At 70.3% G+C, this 17,626-nt stretch carries 18 protein-coding genes and 3 tRNA genes; 9 read left to right on the top strand and 12 right to left on the bottom strand.

All coding sequences use genetic code 11. The features are described from left to right. Window positions 1–69 precede the first annotated feature (69 nt). Entirely contained in the window at window positions 70–396 is a 327-nt protein-coding gene (locus ACFZBU_RS42705) for an Lsr2 family protein (RefSeq protein ID WP_126636576.1), read from the bottom strand. A 497-nt stretch (window positions 397–893) separates the two neighbouring features. Here ACFZBU_RS42705 and purS point away from each other — a divergent pair, with 497 nt between their 5' ends. Genes purS through purL form a run of 3 tightly spaced genes read left to right on the top strand, consistent with a single transcriptional unit; the run spans window position 894 to window position 4,089 of the window. Continuing rightward, window positions 894–1,151 (top strand): phosphoribosylformylglycinamidine synthase subunit PurS, encoded by a 258-nt coding sequence (purS, locus tag ACFZBU_RS42700; protein WP_391589184.1) that lies wholly within the window; start codon window positions 894–896, stop codon window positions 1,149–1,151. Continuing rightward, the gene (purQ, locus tag ACFZBU_RS42695; protein ID WP_391589183.1) at window positions 1,148–1,825 is read left to right on the top strand and encodes a phosphoribosylformylglycinamidine synthase subunit PurQ; all 678 of its coding nucleotides are present in this window, start codon (window positions 1,148–1,150) and stop codon (window positions 1,823–1,825) included. The genes purS and purQ overlap by 4 nt, the downstream gene beginning before the upstream one ends. Beyond that, window positions 1,825–4,089, top strand: coding sequence for a phosphoribosylformylglycinamidine synthase subunit PurL (gene purL / locus ACFZBU_RS42690; protein ID WP_391589182.1), 2,265 nt, complete (start codon window positions 1,825–1,827; stop codon window positions 4,087–4,089). Before purQ ends, purL begins: the two co-directional genes overlap by 1 nt. A gap of 42 nt (window positions 4,090–4,131) precedes the next feature. On the opposite strand, the gene ACFZBU_RS42685 is transcribed toward purL, so the two are convergent. From ACFZBU_RS42685 to ACFZBU_RS42675, 3 genes are read right to left on the bottom strand one after another with little or no spacing between them, the layout of a single operon-like run. Next, window positions 4,132–4,773 (bottom strand): hypothetical protein, encoded by a 642-nt coding sequence (locus tag ACFZBU_RS42685; protein WP_391589181.1) that lies wholly within the window; start codon window positions 4,771–4,773, stop codon window positions 4,132–4,134. Between the two features lie 36 nt (window positions 4,774–4,809). Then, complete coding sequence (locus tag ACFZBU_RS42680) at window positions 4,810–5,691, bottom strand: hypothetical protein (RefSeq protein WP_391589180.1); 882 nt, start codon at window positions 5,689–5,691, stop codon at window positions 4,810–4,812. Further along, window positions 5,676–6,026, bottom strand: a complete 351-nt coding sequence (locus ACFZBU_RS42675) for a hypothetical protein (protein ID WP_391589179.1) — start codon at window positions 6,024–6,026, stop codon at window positions 5,676–5,678. Before ACFZBU_RS42675 ends, ACFZBU_RS42680 begins: the two co-directional genes overlap by 16 nt. A gap of 105 nt (window positions 6,027–6,131) precedes the next feature. Between ACFZBU_RS42675 and ACFZBU_RS42670 the strand changes: the two genes are divergently transcribed. The 3 genes from ACFZBU_RS42670 to purM all read left to right on the top strand — a co-directional run bounded on the left by ACFZBU_RS42670 (window position 6,132) and on the right by purM (window position 9,700). Continuing rightward, window positions 6,132–6,920, top strand: coding sequence for a sterol carrier family protein (locus ACFZBU_RS42670; protein ID WP_391589178.1), 789 nt, complete (start codon window positions 6,132–6,134; stop codon window positions 6,918–6,920). A 37-nt stretch (window positions 6,921–6,957) separates the two neighbouring features. Then, window positions 6,958–8,514: an amidophosphoribosyltransferase gene (gene purF / locus ACFZBU_RS42665; RefSeq protein WP_391589177.1), complete on the top strand. Its 1,557-nt coding sequence runs from the start codon at window positions 6,958–6,960 to the stop codon at window positions 8,512–8,514. A gap of 112 nt (window positions 8,515–8,626) precedes the next feature. Next, entirely contained in the window at window positions 8,627–9,700 is a 1,074-nt protein-coding gene (purM, locus tag ACFZBU_RS42660; protein ID WP_391589176.1) for a phosphoribosylformylglycinamidine cyclo-ligase, read from the top strand. Between the two features lie 195 nt (window positions 9,701–9,895). Here the strand turns inward: purM and ACFZBU_RS42655 are convergent, their stop codons facing one another. Next, window positions 9,896–10,147: a DUF3073 domain-containing protein gene (locus ACFZBU_RS42655; RefSeq protein ID WP_020555620.1), complete on the bottom strand. Its 252-nt coding sequence runs from the start codon at window positions 10,145–10,147 to the stop codon at window positions 9,896–9,898. A gap of 239 nt (window positions 10,148–10,386) precedes the next feature. After that, window positions 10,387–11,487 (bottom strand): Leu/Phe/Val dehydrogenase, encoded by a 1,101-nt coding sequence (locus ACFZBU_RS42650; protein WP_391589224.1) that lies wholly within the window; start codon window positions 11,485–11,487, stop codon window positions 10,387–10,389. 147 nt (window positions 11,488–11,634) lie between these two features. On the opposite strand from ACFZBU_RS42650, the gene ACFZBU_RS42645 reads away from it, so the two are divergent. After that, the gene (locus tag ACFZBU_RS42645) at window positions 11,635–12,516 is read left to right on the top strand and encodes a hypothetical protein (protein WP_391589175.1); all 882 of its coding nucleotides are present in this window, start codon (window positions 11,635–11,637) and stop codon (window positions 12,514–12,516) included. Window positions 12,517–13,050: 534 nt separating this feature from the next. Next, on the top strand, window positions 13,051–13,257 hold the full coding sequence (gene bldC, locus ACFZBU_RS42640) for a developmental transcriptional regulator BldC (protein WP_020555617.1): 207 nt from the start codon (window positions 13,051–13,053) through the stop codon (window positions 13,255–13,257). A 753-nt stretch (window positions 13,258–14,010) separates the two neighbouring features. On the opposite strand, the gene ACFZBU_RS42635 is transcribed toward bldC, so the two are convergent. From ACFZBU_RS42635 to ACFZBU_RS42610, 6 genes are all read right to left on the bottom strand, one after another. After that, on the bottom strand, window positions 14,011–15,222 hold the full coding sequence (locus tag ACFZBU_RS42635; protein WP_391589174.1) for a glutathionylspermidine synthase family protein: 1,212 nt from the start codon (window positions 15,220–15,222) through the stop codon (window positions 14,011–14,013). Window positions 15,223–15,253: 31 nt separating this feature from the next. Beyond that, window positions 15,254–15,622, bottom strand: a complete 369-nt coding sequence (locus tag ACFZBU_RS42630) for a hypothetical protein (RefSeq protein ID WP_391589173.1) — start codon at window positions 15,620–15,622, stop codon at window positions 15,254–15,256. A 214-nt stretch (window positions 15,623–15,836) separates the two neighbouring features. Beyond that, the gene (locus ACFZBU_RS42625; RefSeq protein WP_391589172.1) at window positions 15,837–16,565 is read right to left on the bottom strand and encodes a VIT family protein; all 729 of its coding nucleotides are present in this window, start codon (window positions 16,563–16,565) and stop codon (window positions 15,837–15,839) included. A gap of 192 nt (window positions 16,566–16,757) precedes the next feature. Continuing rightward, window positions 16,758–16,831, bottom strand: a tRNA-Phe gene (locus ACFZBU_RS42620). A gap of 45 nt (window positions 16,832–16,876) precedes the next feature. Then, a tRNA-Asp gene (locus tag ACFZBU_RS42615) sits at window positions 16,877–16,951 on the bottom strand. 89 nt (window positions 16,952–17,040) lie between these two features. Next, window positions 17,041–17,113, bottom strand: a tRNA-Glu gene (locus ACFZBU_RS42610). A 149-nt stretch (window positions 17,114–17,262) separates the two neighbouring features. Here ACFZBU_RS42610 and ACFZBU_RS42605 point away from each other — a divergent pair. Next, entirely contained in the window at window positions 17,263–17,622 is a 360-nt protein-coding gene (locus tag ACFZBU_RS42605; protein WP_391589171.1) for a metallopeptidase family protein, read from the top strand. The last annotated feature ends 4 nt before the right edge of the window (window positions 17,623–17,626 follow it).

Below are 17,626 nucleotides of genomic sequence, written 5' to 3'. Positions count from 1 at the left end.
TGGCGCAGGACGGGGGCCGGAAGGCCCGGCCGGACGTGGATCGCGCCGGATGCCGGGAGGGTGGTGCCGTCAGTTGGCGGTGTTGGCGGCCTCGAATTCCGCGTACACGCGAGCCGGGATGCGCCCGCGGGCGGGCACGTCCATGCCGCGTGCTCGGGCCCAGGCCCGCACCGCCGCCGGGTCGGAGGTGACGGTGGTCTGACGGAACGGCTTTCCCGTGCGCGCGGTTCGCCGCGCGACCGCGAGATAAGGAGCCAGGGCATCCCGCATCTGCTGAACGTGCTCTTCCGAAAGGTCGATTTCATACGACTTGCCGTCGAGGCCGAAACGGATGGTTTCCGTGGCCTCGCTTCCGTCGATGTCGTCGTGCAGGCTGACGACTACACGCTGGGCCATGGCGGTGTCCTCTCGGGTGATAGCACCGAGGCGAAAAACAAAACTACATTGCCGATTCTAAGCGCTAAACGCGAACCGTTGCGGTGTGGTCCGCTGTTCTTCGGTTCGGTAGGCGCTAATTTACCGGTCGGCGATTCGTTTTCACGATACGCGAGATATTCCTCTCGCCGCGCGCGGGTGGGCGTGTCCGTCCGTCGGCCGAGCAGGCATCCACAGCCTGTGGACAACATTCGGCCGCATCCGCGGTCGAGTGGGGCGGGGTAGGGCACATTGCCCGTTTCGAGACGATTTATTAACATCGAGACCTGCCGAACCTGCCTGTGGACAACCCCAAAGCTGTGGATAACTTGGCGTCGGGGCGGTCCCCCGGAGGCGGCCGGTACCCTGATACCGCCGATCCATCGGGTCCCGGCGTCGACCGACCCGATCCAGCAGCAGGGTCCGAACCCCCGTATCCCGGATACGGACCGGCCCGAACCATCACAGTGGGAGTGCCTGTGGCACGCGTCGTCGTCGACGTCATGCTCAAGCCGGAAATCCTCGACCCCCAGGGACAGGCCGTGCAGCGCGCGCTGCCGCGTCTGGGATTCGACGGAATCACCGACGTCCGCCAAGGCAAGCGTTTCGAACTGGAGCTGGAGGGACCGGTCGACGAGGCCGCCCTCGCCCGCATCCGCGAAGCCGCCGAGTCGTTCCTCGCCAACACCGTGATCGAGGACTTCGTGGTCCGCGTCGAGGCGGAGGAGGGGAAGTGACGATCCGCGTCGGCGTCGTCACCTTCCCCGGCTCGCTCGACGACCGCGACGCCCGGCGCGCGGTGCGTATCGCCGGTGCCGAGCCGGTCGCCCTGTGGCACAAGGACAAGAACCTCCAGCAGGTCGACGCGGTCGTCCTGCCCGGTGGATTCTCGTACGGCGACTACCTGCGTTGCGGCGCGATCTCGCGCTTCTCGCCGGTCATGGAATCGGTGATCGAGCAGGCACAGGCCGGCCTTCCGGTATTGGGCATCTGCAACGGTTTCCAAATTCTTTGCGAATCCCACCTGCTGCCGGGCGCGCTCACCCGCAACGACCACCTGCACTTCATCTGCCGTGACCAAAAGTTGCGCATCGAGAACGTGTCCAGCGCATGGACGTCGGACTTCGCGCAGGGGCAGGAGATCACCGTTCCGCTCAAGAACGGTGAAGGCGGTTTCGTCGCCGACGAGCGCACCCTGGACATGTTGGAGGCCGAGGGCCGCGTGATCGCGCGATACCTCGACGTCAACCCGAACGGATCGCGTCGCGACATCGCCGGTATCAGCAACGCCGCCGGAAACGTGGTCGGTCTGATGCCGCACCCCGAGCACGCGGTCGAGCCGCTGACCGGTCCGACGACCGAGGGCCTCCCGTTCTTCACCTCGATCCTGAAGCGCCTGGTGAACGCCTGATGAGCCTGGACACCGTCAAGAACGCGCTCGACCACCCCGAGGTCGAGCAGCCCTTCGCCGAACTCGGCCTCAAGCCGGACGAGTACGCGCGCATCCGGGAGATCCTCGGCCGCCGGCCGACCTCGTCCGAACTGGCGATGTACTCGGTGATGTGGTCCGAGCACTGCTCGTACAAGTCGAGCAAGGTGCACCTGCGCCAGTTCGGCGACAAGATGCCCGAGAACGACGCGATGCTCGTGGGCATCGGCGAGAACGCCGGCGTCGTCGACGTCGGCCAGGGCTACGCGGTGACCTTCAAGGTCGAGTCGCACAACCACCCCTCCTACGTGGAGCCCTACCAGGGCGCCGCGACCGGCATCGGTGGCATCGTGCGCGACATCCTGGCGATGGGCGCCCGCCCGGTCGCGGTGATGGACCCGCTGCGGTTCGGTGCGGCCGAGCACCCCGACACCCGGCGCGTGCTGCCCGGCGTGGTCGCGGGCATCGGCGGCTACGGCAACTGCCTGGGCCTGCCCAACATCGGCGGCGAGATCGTCTTCGACCCCTGTTACCAGGGCAACCCGCTGGTCAACGCCCTGTGCGTGGGCGTGATGAAGCACGAGGACATCCACCTCGCGCAGGCGTCCGGCGCGGGCAACCTGGTGATCCTGTACGGCGCCCGCACCGGCGGCGACGGAATCGGCGGCGTCTCGGTCCTGGCCTCGGAGACCTTCACCGAAAACGATGGTGGCGGGTCCGGCCCGGCCAAGCGCCCGGCCGTCCAGGTCGGCGACCCGTTCCAGGAGAAGCTGCTGATCGAGTGCACCCTGGAGCTGTTCCGCGAGCACCTGGTCGCGGGCATCCAGGACCTCGGCGGCGCGGGCCTGTCCTGCGCCACCTCCGAGCTGGCCTCGGCCGGCTCCGGCGGCATGCGGGTCGAGCTGGACACCGTTCCGCTGCGCGACCACACGCTCTCGCCCGAAGAGATCCTGATGAGCGAGTCGCAGGAGCGCATGTGCGCGGTCGTGGAGCCGGCCCACGTGGCCCGCTTCATGGAGATCTGCGACAAGTGGGACGTGATCGCCACCGTCGTCGGCGAGGTCACCGAGGGCGAGCGGCTGGAGATCTACTGGCACGGCGAGCAGATCGTCGACGTGCCGCCGCGCACGGTCGCGCACGAGGGCCCCGTCTACGAGCGCCCGTACGCCCGCCCGCAGTGGCAGGACACCCTCCAGGCGGACGCCGCCGAGCGGCTGCCGCGCCCGGGCACGGCCGAGGAGCTCAAGGCCACCCTGCTGAAGGTCGTCGCGTCGCCGAACCTGGCGGACAAGTCGTGGGTCACCGCGCAGTACGACCGGTACGTGCTCGGCAACACCGTGCTGGCCCAGCCGGAGGACTCCGGCATGGTCCGGATCGACGAGGAGACCGGCCTGGGCGTCGCGCTCGCCACCGACGGCAACGGCCGCTTCTGCAAGCTGGACCCGTACGCCGGCGCACAGCTCGCGCTGGCCGAGGCCTACCGCAACGTGGCCACCACCGGTGCCAAGCCGCTGGCCGTCACCGACTGCCTGAACTTCGGCTCGCCCGAGGACCCGGCGGTGATGTGGCAGTTCGCCGAGACCACGCGTGGTCTCGCGGACGCGTGTCAGGTCCTGGGCACGCCGGTGACCGGCGGCAACGTGTCGTTCTACAACCAGACCGGCGAGACGGCGATCCACCCGACGCCGGTGGTCGGCGTGCTGGGCGTGATCGACGACGTCGAGCGGCGCACGCCGATCGGCTTCGCCGAGGAGGGGCAGATCATCCTGCTCCTGGGCGACACGCACGAGGAGCTCTCCGGCTCGGCCTGGGCCCAGGTGGCCCACGACCACCTCGGCGGCCTGCCGCCGAGGGTCGACCTGGAGCGCGAGCGGCTGCTCGCCGAGATCCTGATCGCGGGTTCGCGGGACGGCATGATCGACGCCGCGCACGACCTCGCCGACGGCGGCCTGGCCCAGGCGCTGGTCGAGGCGTGCCTGGCCGGTGGCCACGGTGCCCGGGTCGTGCTGGCCGAGAACCTCGACCCGACGGTCGCGCTGTTCAGCGAGTCGGCGGGCCGGGCGATCGTCGCGGTGCCGCGGAGCGAGGAACTGCGCTTCAGCGACATGTGCAAGGTGCGCGGTCTGCCGTGCGCCCGGATCGGCGTGGTCGACGGCGACACGCTCGACTTCCAGGGCCACTTCACGGTGGCGCTGAGCGAGGTGCGCACCGCCCACGAGGGGACCCTCGAGGGTCTGTTCGGCTGATCGGCGACATCCTGTGCCCGTGCGGGGTGCCTCGTGCACCCCTCACGGGCACTTCCGCTCCTCGGTGTTCAGGTTCCGATCGAAGCTCACGCGCACCGGCGCCCCCCGCGACGGGGTGTACTCCAGCGTGCGGTTGTCGAGGAAGCGCACGCTCGTGATCGTTGCCCTGCGGCTCTCGCACTGGCGCAGGATGCTCGTGCTCCGGTTCAGCCCGGCACTGAGGCGAATGTCCAGGTCGTAGTTCGGTTCGATCGTGTACGAGGCCGCTTCGTCCACCCGCACCGCCCGAATCCGGCCGTCCGGCGATACCGCCACGACCTCTCCGGCCGGGCGGTCGTCCCGGGTGAGCACGGCGACCACGGCGCCGAGGGCCATCACCAGCCCGGCCACGAACGCGAGGCCGAGTGCCGCCACGCGGACCAAGAAGCCGCGGAACGTGAGCGCGACCTCGATCCCGATCAGGCAGAATCCGAACGCGGCCGGAACCACCCCGCCGATCAGGATCCCTCGGTCGAACACGTCCAGGTTCCACGGGTTGGCCGCCGCGATCCGCCACGTGGGCAACGCCACGAGGGCCGATCCCAGCAGTAGCGTCCTGCGCACGATCACCGCGACGCGGACCGGGCGCCGTGCGGCGGCGGGGCCCGTGCCCACGTGCGTGCCGGACCTCGTCCCGAGGCGCATCGCCCCACCCCCCGCCCCGCGGTGCGCCCGCGGCCACTACGTCCCCAACCGGTACGGCCGGAACGTACCGTGGCCGGGCCAGTACGGGTAGGGCACGGTGGCGTGGTGCGCGCCCTTCGAGGCGCTCTCCTCGTACGCGAAGTAGGTCGTGTGCGCCGCATCCGCCCAGCCCGCGAAGATCAGCGTGTGTCCGGCCGCCCCCGGCGCGGGGTTCAGCAGGATGTCGCCGGGCCGCAGGTCGTCCCGGCCGATCGGGTGGGACACCTCCGGCAGGGTCACCGTGGTCAGCCCCGGCGGCGACAGCCCCCAGGCCATCGAGACCAGCCCCGAGCAGTCCGTGCGGTAGCCGTCGTGCAGCCCGCTCATGCTGTAGCCCAGCCGCAGGTCGGCCCACCGCTTCGCGCGGGCCACGATCTCGTCCCCGTCCGGGGCCGCCGGGGTGACCGGTGCCACGGGTGGGGCCGATGCGACCGGTGTGACCCGGGCGATGCCCGCGCCGCGACCGATCGGCCGGACCGTGACCGGTCCGTCGTACGCCTCGGGCAGCGCGAACGGCGGCTCGGCGACGCGGACCGAGGCGGCGGCCGGCGGCGGAGCGGTGGCCGGCGCGGCCAGGTCGAGCAGTCGGGTCGCCGCGACCTCGTCCACCTCCGCGTACGCCCGCGCGTTCTCGACCAGCCGGCCGGCCAGGTCCACCCCGGTGCGCTCGGCCCGATCCAGCGTCTCCACCGCCTCGCGCAGCCGGGCGCGCACCGCCTCGAAGGTCTGCGGAGCCAGCGGCCGACTCGTCGCCACGTCGACGGCCGCGACGCGCTCGCGCAGCGCCCACATCTCGCCGGCGACCGCCCGCAACCGGCCCGCGAGGGCCACCAGCGCACCCGGCGTCGCGGTGAACCCGGCGGTCACCGCGGTGCCCACCGTTCGTCCAGCCAGGCCGCGCTGCCGTCGGCCGGAAACCGCTCGTGCGGGCCGGCCCCGGCCGCCTCCCGGGCGGCCCGCTCGTTGGCCGCGATCCGGGCGAGCGCGGCCCGCATCGCGGCCGCGTGCGCCCGCAGCGCCTCGACCACGGCGAGCACGGCCGGCTCCGTCGCCGCGCACTCCCGCCGCCACGTCTGCGCGCGGACCGCGAAGGCGTCCGCCGCGCCGCCCTGCCAATCGGTCGCGATGATCGGCCCGGGCCGCACCCGCTCGCTCGCCGCCGCCAACTCGGCCGCGATCGTGTCGACCCGGCCGGGATCCCCGTAATTGCTCATGGGCCCAGCGTCACGATTCGGCGGTCGGCCCGGGCGGCCCGGAGCCGAATCTGTGCAGAAACGAATCGGCTACCCGCGCTCGGTCGCGCGCTCTAATCTGCACCCATGACGAGCCGTCCCGCCGCCCCCCGCCCTCGCAAGGTCGACCCGGTCAAGGTGCGTGCCGCGCTGATCGCGCAGTGGCGCGCGATCGTGGACGTCACGGCCCGGCTGACCCCGGCCCAACTGGCCGCTCCCTCCGGCCTGACCGGCTGGTCCACCGCCAACCTGGTCGGACACCTGGCCGCGAGCATCCAGGCGGTACCGCGTTGGCTCGCCGAGCCCGCCCCGACCGGCCCGGTGATCACCGTCGAACAGTGGGCGAACGGCACCTCCGCCTACGCCGCCGTGGTCTCCTCCATCGCCGACGAGATGGCCGAGGCCGGCCACACCCCCGCCGACTACGCGGACGCCGCGATCGCCGCCCTCGACGGCGTCCCGGACACCCGGGTCACCGTCACCCGGATCGGTCCGATGCGCGTCGCCGACATGCTCGTGACCCGCCTGATCGAAGGCGTCGTGCACGCGGACGACCTCGAACGCGCCATCGGCGAACCGTTCCCGCACGACCGGCAGGCGCTGGGCACCGTGGTGCGGGCGCTGGCCGACGCGCTGGCGACCCGGGCGCCCGGGCACTCGGTCGAGGTCCGCGTCCCGCCGTTCGCCGTAGTGCAGTGCGTCACAGGCCCCCGGCACACTCGGGGCGTTCCGCCCAACGTGGTCGAGACCGACCCAAGGACCTGGATCCGCCTCGCCACCGGCCGCCTGACCTGGGCGGACGCGGTCGAGGACGGCCGGGTGCTGGCCAGTGGCGAACGCAGCGACTTGTCCGGAAACCTGCCACTGATGGGGTGAACCGCGACGGATCCGGCGCTGTCGTAGACTCGATCACGTGCCACGTGGCGATGGACGACTCAACCACGATCTCTTCCCCGGCGAGAAGGGCCCGCAGGATGCCTGCGGCGTCTTCGGCGTTTGGGCCCCCGGCGAAGAGGTCGCAAAACTCACCTACTTCGGTCTCTACGCATTGCAGCACCGCGGAACGGAATCCGCCGGCATAGCTGTGAGCAACGGATCCCAGATCCTGGTCTTCAAGGACATGGGCCTGGTCTCCCAGGTCTTCGACGAAACCACCCTGGGCTCGCTTCGCGGGCACATGGCCGTCGGCCATGCCCGCTACTCGACCACCGGTTCGTCGGTCTGGGAGAACGCCCAGCCGACCTTCCGGGCCACCGCGACCGGCAGCATCGCGCTCGGCCACAACGGAAACCTCACCAACACGGGTGAGCTGTCCCGTCTGGTCGCCGAGCAGGGCCCCGATCGCGGCGAATCGAACCATCCCTACCAGGGCCGGATCGAGGCCAGCAGCGACACCGATCTGCTGACCACGCTCCTGGCCGGCAGCCCGGACCTGTCCCTGGAACAGACCGCGATGCAGGTGTTGCCCGAGGTCAAGGGCGCCTTCTCGCTGGTCTTCATGGACGAGACCACGCTCTACGCCGCGCGCGATCCCCAGGGCATCCGGCCCCTCGTGCTCGGTCGGCTGGAACGCGGCTGGGTGGTCGCGAGCGAGACCGCCGCCCTGGACATCGTCGGCGCCTCGTTCATTCGCGAGATCGAGCCGGGCGAGTTGATCGCGGTCGACGAGCACGGCCTGCGCACCCGACGCTTCGCCGAGGCCAAGCCCAAGGGCTGCGTCTTCGAATACGTCTACCTGGCCCGCCCGGACACCACGATCGCCGGCCGCGGCGTCTACGCGTCCCGGGTCGAGATGGGCCGCCGGCTGGCCCAGGAGTTCCCGGTCGACGCCGACCTGGTCATGCCGACCCCGGAATCGGGCACCCCGGCCGCGATCGGCTACGCCGAGCAGTCCGGCATTCCGTACGGAAACGGCCTGGTCAAGAACTCCTACGTGGGTCGGACCTTCATCCAGCCCAGCCAGACCATCCGGCAGCTGGGCATCCGGCTCAAGCTCAATCCGCTGCGCGAGGTCATCCAGGGCAAGCGACTGGTCGTCGTCGACGACTCGATCGTGCGCGGCAACACCCAGCGTGCGCTGGTGCGCATGTTGCGCGAGGCCGGCGCGGCCGAGGTGCACGTGCGGATCTCCTCGCCGCCGGTGAAGTGGCCGTGCTTCTTCGGCATCGACTTCGCCACCCGGGCCGAGCTGATCGCCAACGGTCTCTCGGTCGACGAGATCGCCAAGTCCCTCGGGGCCGACTCGCTCGCCTACATCTCGATCGACGCGATGGTCGAGGCGACCACCATCCCCAAGGACCGGCTGTGCCGGGCCTGCTTCGACGGGGAATACCCGATCGAACTGCCCGACCCCGAGCGGCTGGGCAAGCACCTCCTCGAAGGCATCGAGCAGACCGTCCGCACCGACGTGGACGGCGTGCAGGCCCTCCTCGGCGGCGGCGGGGCCGAGGACGCGCTCCGCCGTCCCTGATCAGCCGAGTCCCCGAGTTCTCTTCTTCGGATCGCCGCGTCGTGTCCCCCACCCGGGGGCGCGGCGGGGTGTCCGAGGAGATCCACCGACCCGACCCGAAAGGGCCGCCGCCGTGAGCGACCAGTCCACCCCCACCCCCAGCACCGCGACCTACGCCGCGGCCGGCGTCGACATCGAGGCCGGTGATCGCGCCGTCGAACTCATGAAGCAATGGGTCGGCAAGGCCACCCGGCCCGAGGTCGTCGGCGGCCTGGGCGGCTTCGCGGGCCTGTTCGACGTGTCCGCGTTCAAGCGGTACGAACGCCCCCTGCTGGCCACCGCGACGGACGGGGTGGGAACCAAGGTCGCCATCGCGCAGGCGATGGACAAGCACGACACGATCGGCCACGACCTGGTCGGCATGGTCGTCGACGACCTGGTCGTGTGCGGCGCCGAGCCGCTGTTCATGACCGACTACATCGCCACCGGCAAGGTCGTCCCCGAGCGCATCGCGGCGATCGTCAAGGGCATCGCCGAGGGCTGCGTACTGGCCGGCTGCGCGCTGGTCGGCGGCGAGACGGCCGAGCACCCCGGCCTGCTCGACCCGAACGAGTACGACGTCGCGGGCGCCGGCACCGGGGTCGTGGAGGCCGACGGCCTGCTCGGCGCGGAGCGGGTGCGCGCAGGCGACGTGGTGATCGCGATGGCCGCCTCCGGTCTGCACTCGAACGGTTACTCGCTGGCCCGGCACGTGTTCTTCACGCTCGCCGGCTGGAGCCTGGACCGGGACGTCCCGGAACTGGGCCGCACACTCGGCGAGGAACTGCTCGAACCGACCCGGATCTACTCGCTGGACTGCCTCGACATGGCCCGGCGCACCGACGTGCACGCCTTCTCGCACGTCACCGGCGGCGGCCTGGAGGCCAACCTCGCGCGCGTGCTCCCGGCCCACCTGGACGCGCGCCTGGACCGCTCGACCTGGACACCGGCCCCGGTCTTCGGCCTGGTCGGCGCGCTCGGCCGGGTGCCCCGCGCCGAGTTGGAGAAGACGCTGAACATGGGCGTGGGCATGGTCGCGGTGGTCGCCGCGGAGGCGGCCGACGCGGCGCTGGCGGTGCTCGCCGAGCGCGGCGTGCCGGCCTGGATCCTCGGCGACATCGTCACCGGCTCCGGCCGGGCCGTACTGAACGGCGATCACCGGGCATGACGAAGGCACCCGCGGCGGTGGCCGTCGTCCCGGATCGGGACGGCGGCGCCCCCGTGGGCGCGTTCGCGAGCACGCCAAACGGCCCGGGGTCGAGTAGTCGTCCTACTCGGTCCCGGACCGGGCGGTGTCACAGCGCACGGGCGCCCCGGCTGAAGTGGGCGTTCGTTCCCGTGCTCGAGAACGAGGAACGCAGGGTCAACGATGGCGCGATCGGCCGTCGTCTTCCTCGTCCTCGTCATCGTTGTAACGAGCCGAATACCCCGCGTAGGGGTCGTCGAACTCGTCTTCACTCGTGTCGTCGTCAACCTCAGGCTTGCCGATCGGCAAGTCGGTTGGCGACGACGCGCCCAGCTCTTCAGCCAGACGGCTCAGATCCGTACCGCCGCTGTTGTACTTCAGCTGGCGGGCGACCTTTGTCTGCTTGGCCTTGGCCCGGCCGCGCCCCATGGCTCGACCCCCTCAACGACGGGGCTCACGGCCCCGGGTCTTGACACGCGTTCATAGTCAGGGTCGGTTCGATGGCACTTGAGAACCGGCCCGTAGGGGATTAACGGTACCTGCTTCCGCTGCCGGGCGGTACGTCGCATGGGTGACAGCGGGGCTCGGACCCCGACCGAGCTGTGCTGTTCCGGCTGGTCAGGGGCCTGATCTGGGGTCCTTTGCCGAGTCTGACGATACCGTGTCGGTCAGCTTTGGAGGTAGATGTCACGCAGGCGGCCCACATCCGCCATGCGCCGCTCGGCCAATCGGTCCGCCGCGACGGCCGGTGGCACCCCCTCCTCGTCGGCCAGCGCGAAGATCTTGGCGGTCGTCGCGCGGATGCCCGTGGCCTTGCGCTTGGCGCGTTCGAAGTCGAATCCGTGCCGCTCGTCGGCGACCTGGATCACCCCGCCGGAGTTGACCACGTAGTCCGGCGCGTAGAGCACTCCGCGCTCGGCGAGCGCCTTCTCGATGCCGGGATGGGCCAGCTGGTTGTTGGCCGCCCCGCACACCACGGCCGCGGTCAGCACGGGGACGGTGGCGTCGTTCAGCGCGCCGCCCAGCGCGCAGGGCGCGTACACGTCCAGGTCCGAGAGCCGGATCAGGGCGTCGGTGTCGGCTGCGAAGTCCACCTCGGGATGCAGGTGGCGCACGTGCGCCACCGCCCGCTCGTCGACGTCGGTGATCACCACCGAGGCGCCGTCCTCGACCAGGTGACCGACCAGGTGCCGGCCGACCTTGCCGACGCCCGCCACGCCCACTCGGCGTCCGCGCAGCGTCGGGGTGCCCCAGCGGTGCTCGGCGGACGCCAGCATGCCCTGGAAGACGCCGTACGCGGTCAGCACGGACGAGTCGCCCGCACCGCCGTTCTCGGGGGAGCGACCGGTGACGTAGTCGCACTCCTTGGCGACCACGTCCATGTCGTCGACGTAGGTGCCCACGTCGCAGGCGGTGATGTAGCGACCGCCCAGCGACTGGACGAACCGCCCGTAGGCGCGCAGCAGCACCTCGGACTTGTCCCGGTCGGGGTCGCCGATGATCACGGCCTTGCCGCCGCCGTGGTCGAGTCCGGCCAGGGCGTTCTTGTAGGCCATGCCGCGGGAGAGGTTGAGGACGTCCGCGACGGCCGCTTCCTCGGTCTCGTAGGGGTGGAACCTGGTGCCGCCGAGGGCGGGTCCCAGGGCACTGGAGTAGATCGCGATGATCGCGCGCAGGCCGCTCGCGCGGTCCTGGCAGAAGACGACCTGTTCGTGGCCGGTCGACCTGCCGAACACCAGGCCCGACGTCGTGCCGTCGGGGCCATCCATCCTGTCGGTCACTGTGGTGACTCCATGGGATCGTGGTGATGTATCCGCCGCGCGGATCTGCGCGGCGGTTCAAGCCTAGAACCCCTGGGGATCACCGGGTCGGACCTTCTCCACGTCAGGGCTCGACCGACGTGCCAAGATTCGTTCGTGCGGACTTCGGTGGTTGCCCCCTACGCGGCGTACCTGCGGGTGTACGAGCCGCTTGCCGCGTTTCCCGAGCCGGAACGCGAGCGGTGGGCCGCGTACGTCGCCACACAGCCGGCAGGCACCCCCGCGTCGCCCGAGGCACCCTCGCCCGCCGGACTGACCGCGCAGGAGCACCGGAGCGGCCTGGAGAACCTCCTGGCCACCCCTCCGGTGATCGCGCCGCCGCACGAGAGCGAGGACGCCTACGTGCACGTCCTGGACGGCGTCACGGTGATCTGCCCGCGGCAGACCCGGCTGCGCTGCTGGACGGCGCTGGCCGAGCTGCGGCGGGAGTATCCGGCCACGGTGCTGGACGTGTTCTGGCCGCGGATGGTGATCGATCAGGCGCATGTGGAGCACGAGCGGTGGAAGTCCGCGCACCCCGACGTGCATCCGCACATCCACAGCAGCACGTGGCATGTCCCGGTGCGCTGGTTCGTGCTGTTCGCCCCGGAGGAGCGGGTCCTGGTGCCGGCGGCCGAGGACGCGTCGGCGGGGCCGGGCGAGCTCTACTACCGCACGCCGATGGTGCAGGCCCGGCGTCGGGTCGCCCGGGCGCTGAAGGTGCTCCGCGAGACGGTCGAGGACGGCGCGCTGATCACCGGGCTGGAGAACGTGGGCCGCTGGCTGGAGGAGTTCCACCCGCGCGCGCTGGTCGAGTTGGACTACGGCGGGCTCGTGCGACTGCTCGGGACGGGTGATCCGGCGACCGAGAACTCGGTCGCGGACGTCGCCGAGGGCATCGCCGCACTGGGATCCGGTGACGGAGCGCGAGCATCGGCGGCCTACCGAAGGATTACGGAGCGTTGGCAATCGGTACGTGCTCTGGAGCACGCGAGCTGAGCAAGCGTCCGCATTTCATGAAGTTTCGGCGTGACCGTCGTCACTCTTTCGTGTTCACTCACCCCGTGATCTGAAAGCCTCTCAACCTGCTGGTTCGAGTTGTGGGACTCCCAGCCCTCCAGGTTGGTGGAGATCGACTCACAACAAGGTGCATACGCCAGCGAATGGTTCGTATATGATGAAAAGGACAAACCAGATGTAGTCGGTCTGGCCGGGTCGAGTCATCGGGGATACTTCGTTGCTGGTGGGACGGGGTGGACGCGAGGGGTCGATCGGGCCCGAGTGACTCATCGTCACAGTCGGGTGACTGTCCGCTATGCCTGGTCCTTCGGGATCGCGTGGCTTGAACCCTGGGATGCCAAATCCGGCGGTTTGACCAACCGGGTGCGACGGATGGTGTACTTGTACTGTGAAGGACAAGCCGTTCGTCCTATAACCGACTTGGCCCTCGTGAACTATTTAGGACATCGTGGGTCAAGGTGCAGAATTTGAAGAAAGAACCGTGTTGGTTCGGTTCTCCCGAGGAGGCCGCTCATGACCGCTCGTACGCCTGATGCCGAGCCGCTGCTGACGCCGGCCGAGGTTGCCAGCATGTTCCGCGTCGACCCCAAGACGGTGACGCGCTGGGCCAAGGCCGGCAAGCTCACGTCGATCCGCACGCTCGGCGGACACCGTCGCTACCGCGAGGTGGAGGTCCGCGCCCTGCTCGCGGGCATTCCGCAGCAGCGCAGCGAAGCCTGAGGGCTGCGTCGAAAGCTTTTCCCCTGAGTGCTGCACCGGATCCCGCCGGGTCCGGTGCAGCACTCTTTTGCGTGCCCGGAAAGTGCCGACCCGGCGGACGGTCGGCCCGAGGTCGTCGCGGTGCCGCTCAGCGGGCCGGCCTGCGGCTCCGGCGGTGGTTTCGGGCGGTGTCCGGGACGGTCGGCCCGGAGTGGGACGGGGCCCGGCGGGGCGTTTTCGTCCGGGATCCATGACGGCGTCCAGTAAAATATCACATAGAATGCACAGTCGATTTCCGGCCGTCGATGAAAACCATTGCCAGTCAAAACAGTGACCTTGGTCACACTGGTGTTCGCGGCCGGTCCGGCCGGCTGCCCGCGGCAGTGGTTCGAACCTTTTCCGGGGCCCGCGGATCCGCAGGGCCACCGGCCGGGCGGCCCGAGTCGTGGGGCGGACCCGGCTCGGCCTCGGCGTGCTGGGGGCGCCGTGGGGCTTCGGGACGGCCGGTGGGCGCCATCGGGGCCGGTCTCGGTGTCGTCGGTCGAGGAACGCAGCCGCGGCGGCTCGGCGGATCCGGGTTCCCGGCCCCGTCGGTGCCGTGCGGGCCCGACGATCGGGGCATCGGGGTGGATTCGACGGACCCGACCGGAAATCGGTGATTGAACACGCAGAGTGATGATCCGCATGTTCGGGGCGCGATTTCGATCTCGCCGAATCGCCGGCGTTCGTGACTGTGTGCGAGCAACGTGACCGTGCGCGCGGGGTCGTGCCCGGTCAGTCCTCGTCGAGCCAGGCGAGCCGGGTGTCCTCGTCCGGGGCCGGGCCGTCGATCACGTGCGGCAGGAAGCGGGCGTACCCGTCGGTGACCGGGCCGCTGGACTCGCGGATGCCGACGCCCGCGGACTTGCCGTCCACCACCCATGCGCCGAGCACGGGCTTGTTGCCGTCGAAGTCGGGCAGCGGCACGTACTCCTGGAAGCACCAGCCCTCGTCGCCGTACGCCTCGGCGGGCTGGATGTGCTCGCCGGCGGGGGTGACGATCCGGATCGCGTCGCCCTCGCGTCCGTGCAGCGGCTTGGCCACGTACGACTCCATGCCGCGTGGCGAGTCCAGGAAGGCGGGGAGCAGGTTCGGGTGGCCGGGGTACAGCTCCCACAGCACCGCGAGCAGTGCCTTGTTGGACAGGATCGCCTTCCAGGCCGGTTCGATGAACAGGCACGAACGGGGATGGCTCACCAGGTGCTTCCCGAACGGCTCGGCGAGCATGTCCTCCCACGGATAGAGCATGAACATCGTGTCGATGCCCCGCTCCTCCAGGTCGACGAAGCGCAGCCGCTCGCTGTCCCAGCCGATCTCGGCGACCTCCAGGCCGATCGTGGTCAGCCCGGCCTCGGACGCGGTGTCGCGGAGGTAGGCGGTGTGCAGCCACTCCTCCTCGTCCTCGGTGCCCTCCACATGTGCGAAGTGCATCGTCTCCGAGCGCAGATACGGCTTGATCCGCCGCCACGCGCGGACCAGCCGCTCGTGCAGGCTGTTCCACTGGTCGCGCTCCGGGAAGCAGTCGCGCAGCCAGTACCACTGGACCAGGGAGGCCTCGATCAGCGCGGTGGGGGTGTCCGCGTTGTATTCGAGCAGCTTGGCCGCGCGGCCGTCGCCGCCCCACGCGAGGTCGAACCGCCCGTAGACGCTCGGGTGTTCCTCCTCCAGCGTGATCCGCAGGTAGTCGCGGGCCTCGTCGGGCAGGCCGAACGCGGTCAGGTCGCCGCGCTCGATCACGTGCCGGGCGGCGGCGACCGACATCTCGTGCAGTTCCTCGGTGACGTCCTCGAGCCGGTCCACCTCGTCGAGGGTCAGCTCGTAGTACGCCTCTTCGTGCCAGTACGGCACCTCGGTGCCGTCGTCCTCCTGCCAGGTCGCATAGAGCAGCCCCTGCGACTCGACGAGCGGCTTCCAGCCCGGTCGAGGCGTACTGGGTATACGGCGCATGGCTCAAGCCCTCCCCGGATGTGACACCGCGTCAGCTTGAACTCTTCGACGGGCACGAGCCGAAGCCGCCGCGTTCCACTTTGCCCTTGCGCGGGCGATCGAAGGATCCCTGCCCGGCGAGCAGGGTCGTACCCCTGGCCGGAGTGAGGGTCTGTCCACACGAATGCGGGACGTAGTACCAGGACAGCGTCGGGTCGGTTCGGCCGAGGCAGCGGAAGTCGTCGACGCGCACGTTGTGCGTGCGGTCCGCGCAGACCTCGGCGTAACCGCTCCTGGCGGAGTTCTTGCCGCCGCCGCTTCCACACGCGGTGAGCGCGCCCGCGAGGGTCAGGGTCAGGGTCGCCGCGACCGCGGTCGACTTCATGCCGCCCTTGCGTTGCGGACGCGAACTCGACGACACGAGCCTGATGACACGAGAGGGGGTGGCCACGAATCCTCCGCTCCACGGGCTGACGGTGACGGTCCGATGCGAACCGACTCCGAGGACGGTATCGAGACCTGCGGGCCGGCGGTGGCTCGGTGAGTGGGAAAACACGGAAGTCCTCGACGAGTCCGGGCCGATTTGTTCGATGGTGACGCGGATGCCCGATCCCGGATGCGGGCGGTGATCCGGCTCACACCCCGCTCGCGCCGAGCAGACTGCCCACCCCGTAGGTGACCGCCATCGCCAGGGCCCCGCCCGCGGTGGTGCGCACGATCGCGCGCGTCGGCGGGGCACCGCCCAATCGCGCACCGCTCCAGCCGCACACCACCAGGGCGACCAGCACGGCGGCCACCGTGATCGGCAGTCGGGTCGAGGCGGACGGCAGCACCATCGCGAGCAGCGGCAGCAGGGCGCCGGCGGTGAAGGCCAGGAAGCTGGCGCCCGCCGCATGCCACGGGTTGGTCAGCTCGTCCGGGTCGATCCTGAGTTCGACCTGGGCGTGTGCGGCGAGCGCGTCGTGGGCGGTGAGCTGCTCGGCCACCTGGCGCGCGAGCGACCGGGTGAGGCCCAACTCCTGGTACAGGCCGGTCAACTCGTCGAGCTCGGCCTCCGGTTCGTCGGCCAACTCGCGCCGCTCCTGGACCAGCGCGGCCCTCTCCGCGTCGCGCTGGGTGCTCACCGAGACGTATTCGCCCGCGGCCATCGACAACGATCCGGCGAGCAGTCCGGCCAGCCCGGCGGTGAGCAACTGGGCGCGTTCGTCGGTGGCTCCGGCGACGCCGACCACCAGGCCCGCGGTGGAGACGATCCCGTCGTTGGCGCCCAGCACCGCCGCCCGCAGCCAGTTCAGCCGCGTTCCCATCGCCTCGTCGTGCGGGGGATGGGTGGGCATCCGGTCGGGGGTGTCCGCGGCGCTCATGACCGAAGTATCACGACGAAGTCCGGGACGAACGGCGCGGACACGAGCGCGCGCCCGGGGCGACACCCGAGCGGGTGAGTCGGCCGGCCGCTGCGGTGCCGAGCCGCCGATCGGGCCACCGGCGCCCGGTTCGGCAATGCAAGAACGCCCCGGACGACGAATCGTCTGGGGCGTCGGTTTCTCCGGCTGCGGTGGCCAGGGGCGGGGTCGAACCGCCGACCTTCCGATTTTCAGTCGGACGCTCGTACCAACTGAGCTACCTGGCCTCGATGGATCAGGGCGCCTTTCGGCGCCCCGACCTTTCCATCTTGCGGTCCTGACGGGATTTGAACCCGCGGCCTTCACCTTGACAGGGTGACGAGCACTCCAAACTGCTCCACAGGACCTCTACCCGCGTTTCCTTGGGCTTCCTTCGTGTTGAACCCTACCGTACTGGCTGTCCGGCTTGTTGCGGCCCCCGAGGGGGTTTGTTGCGTGCCCCCAACGGGATTCGAACCCGTGCTACCGCCTTGAAAGGGCGACGTCCTAGGCCACTAGACGATGGGGGCTTGTTGGCCGTGTCCGGCGTCTTGTTGCCGTCGGGGACGTCCCGAACTATACGGGGTTTTCGGCAGTGCTTGCAAAGCGGATAACCGGGGGCCGGTGCGGGCCCGCGGCAGGCCCCGCGAACGGGGGTGCGAACCCGCAGAATGGGGGAGTGCTGGAGATGTCGCGCGAGGAGTTCGAGGAACTGGTGGCCGAGGCCCTGGATCGGATCCCGCCTGAGCTGACCAGGCTCATGAACAACGTGGCGATCTTCGTCGAGGACGAACCCGCCCCCGACGGCGAGCACGGGGCCGACCTGCTCGGCCTGTACGAGGGCATCCCGCTGACCGAGCGCGGCGACTGGTACGCGGGCGTCCTGCCGGACCGGATCACCGTCTACCGCAACCCGATCCTGCGGATCTGCGAGACCTACGAACACGTCGTCGAGGAGGTCGAGGTGACCGTCGTGCACGAGGTGGCGCACCACTTCGGGATCGGGGACGAGTGGCTGCACGAGCACGGGTACGGCTGACGGT

The sequence above is a fragment of the Embleya sp. NPDC008237 genome (assembly GCF_042956465.1).
Taxonomy (GTDB): Bacteria; Actinomycetota; Actinomycetes; order Streptomycetales; family Streptomycetaceae; genus Embleya.
The sequence above is the reverse complement of the archived record's forward strand: the minus strand, read 5'-3'. Positions and strand labels throughout refer to the sequence as shown.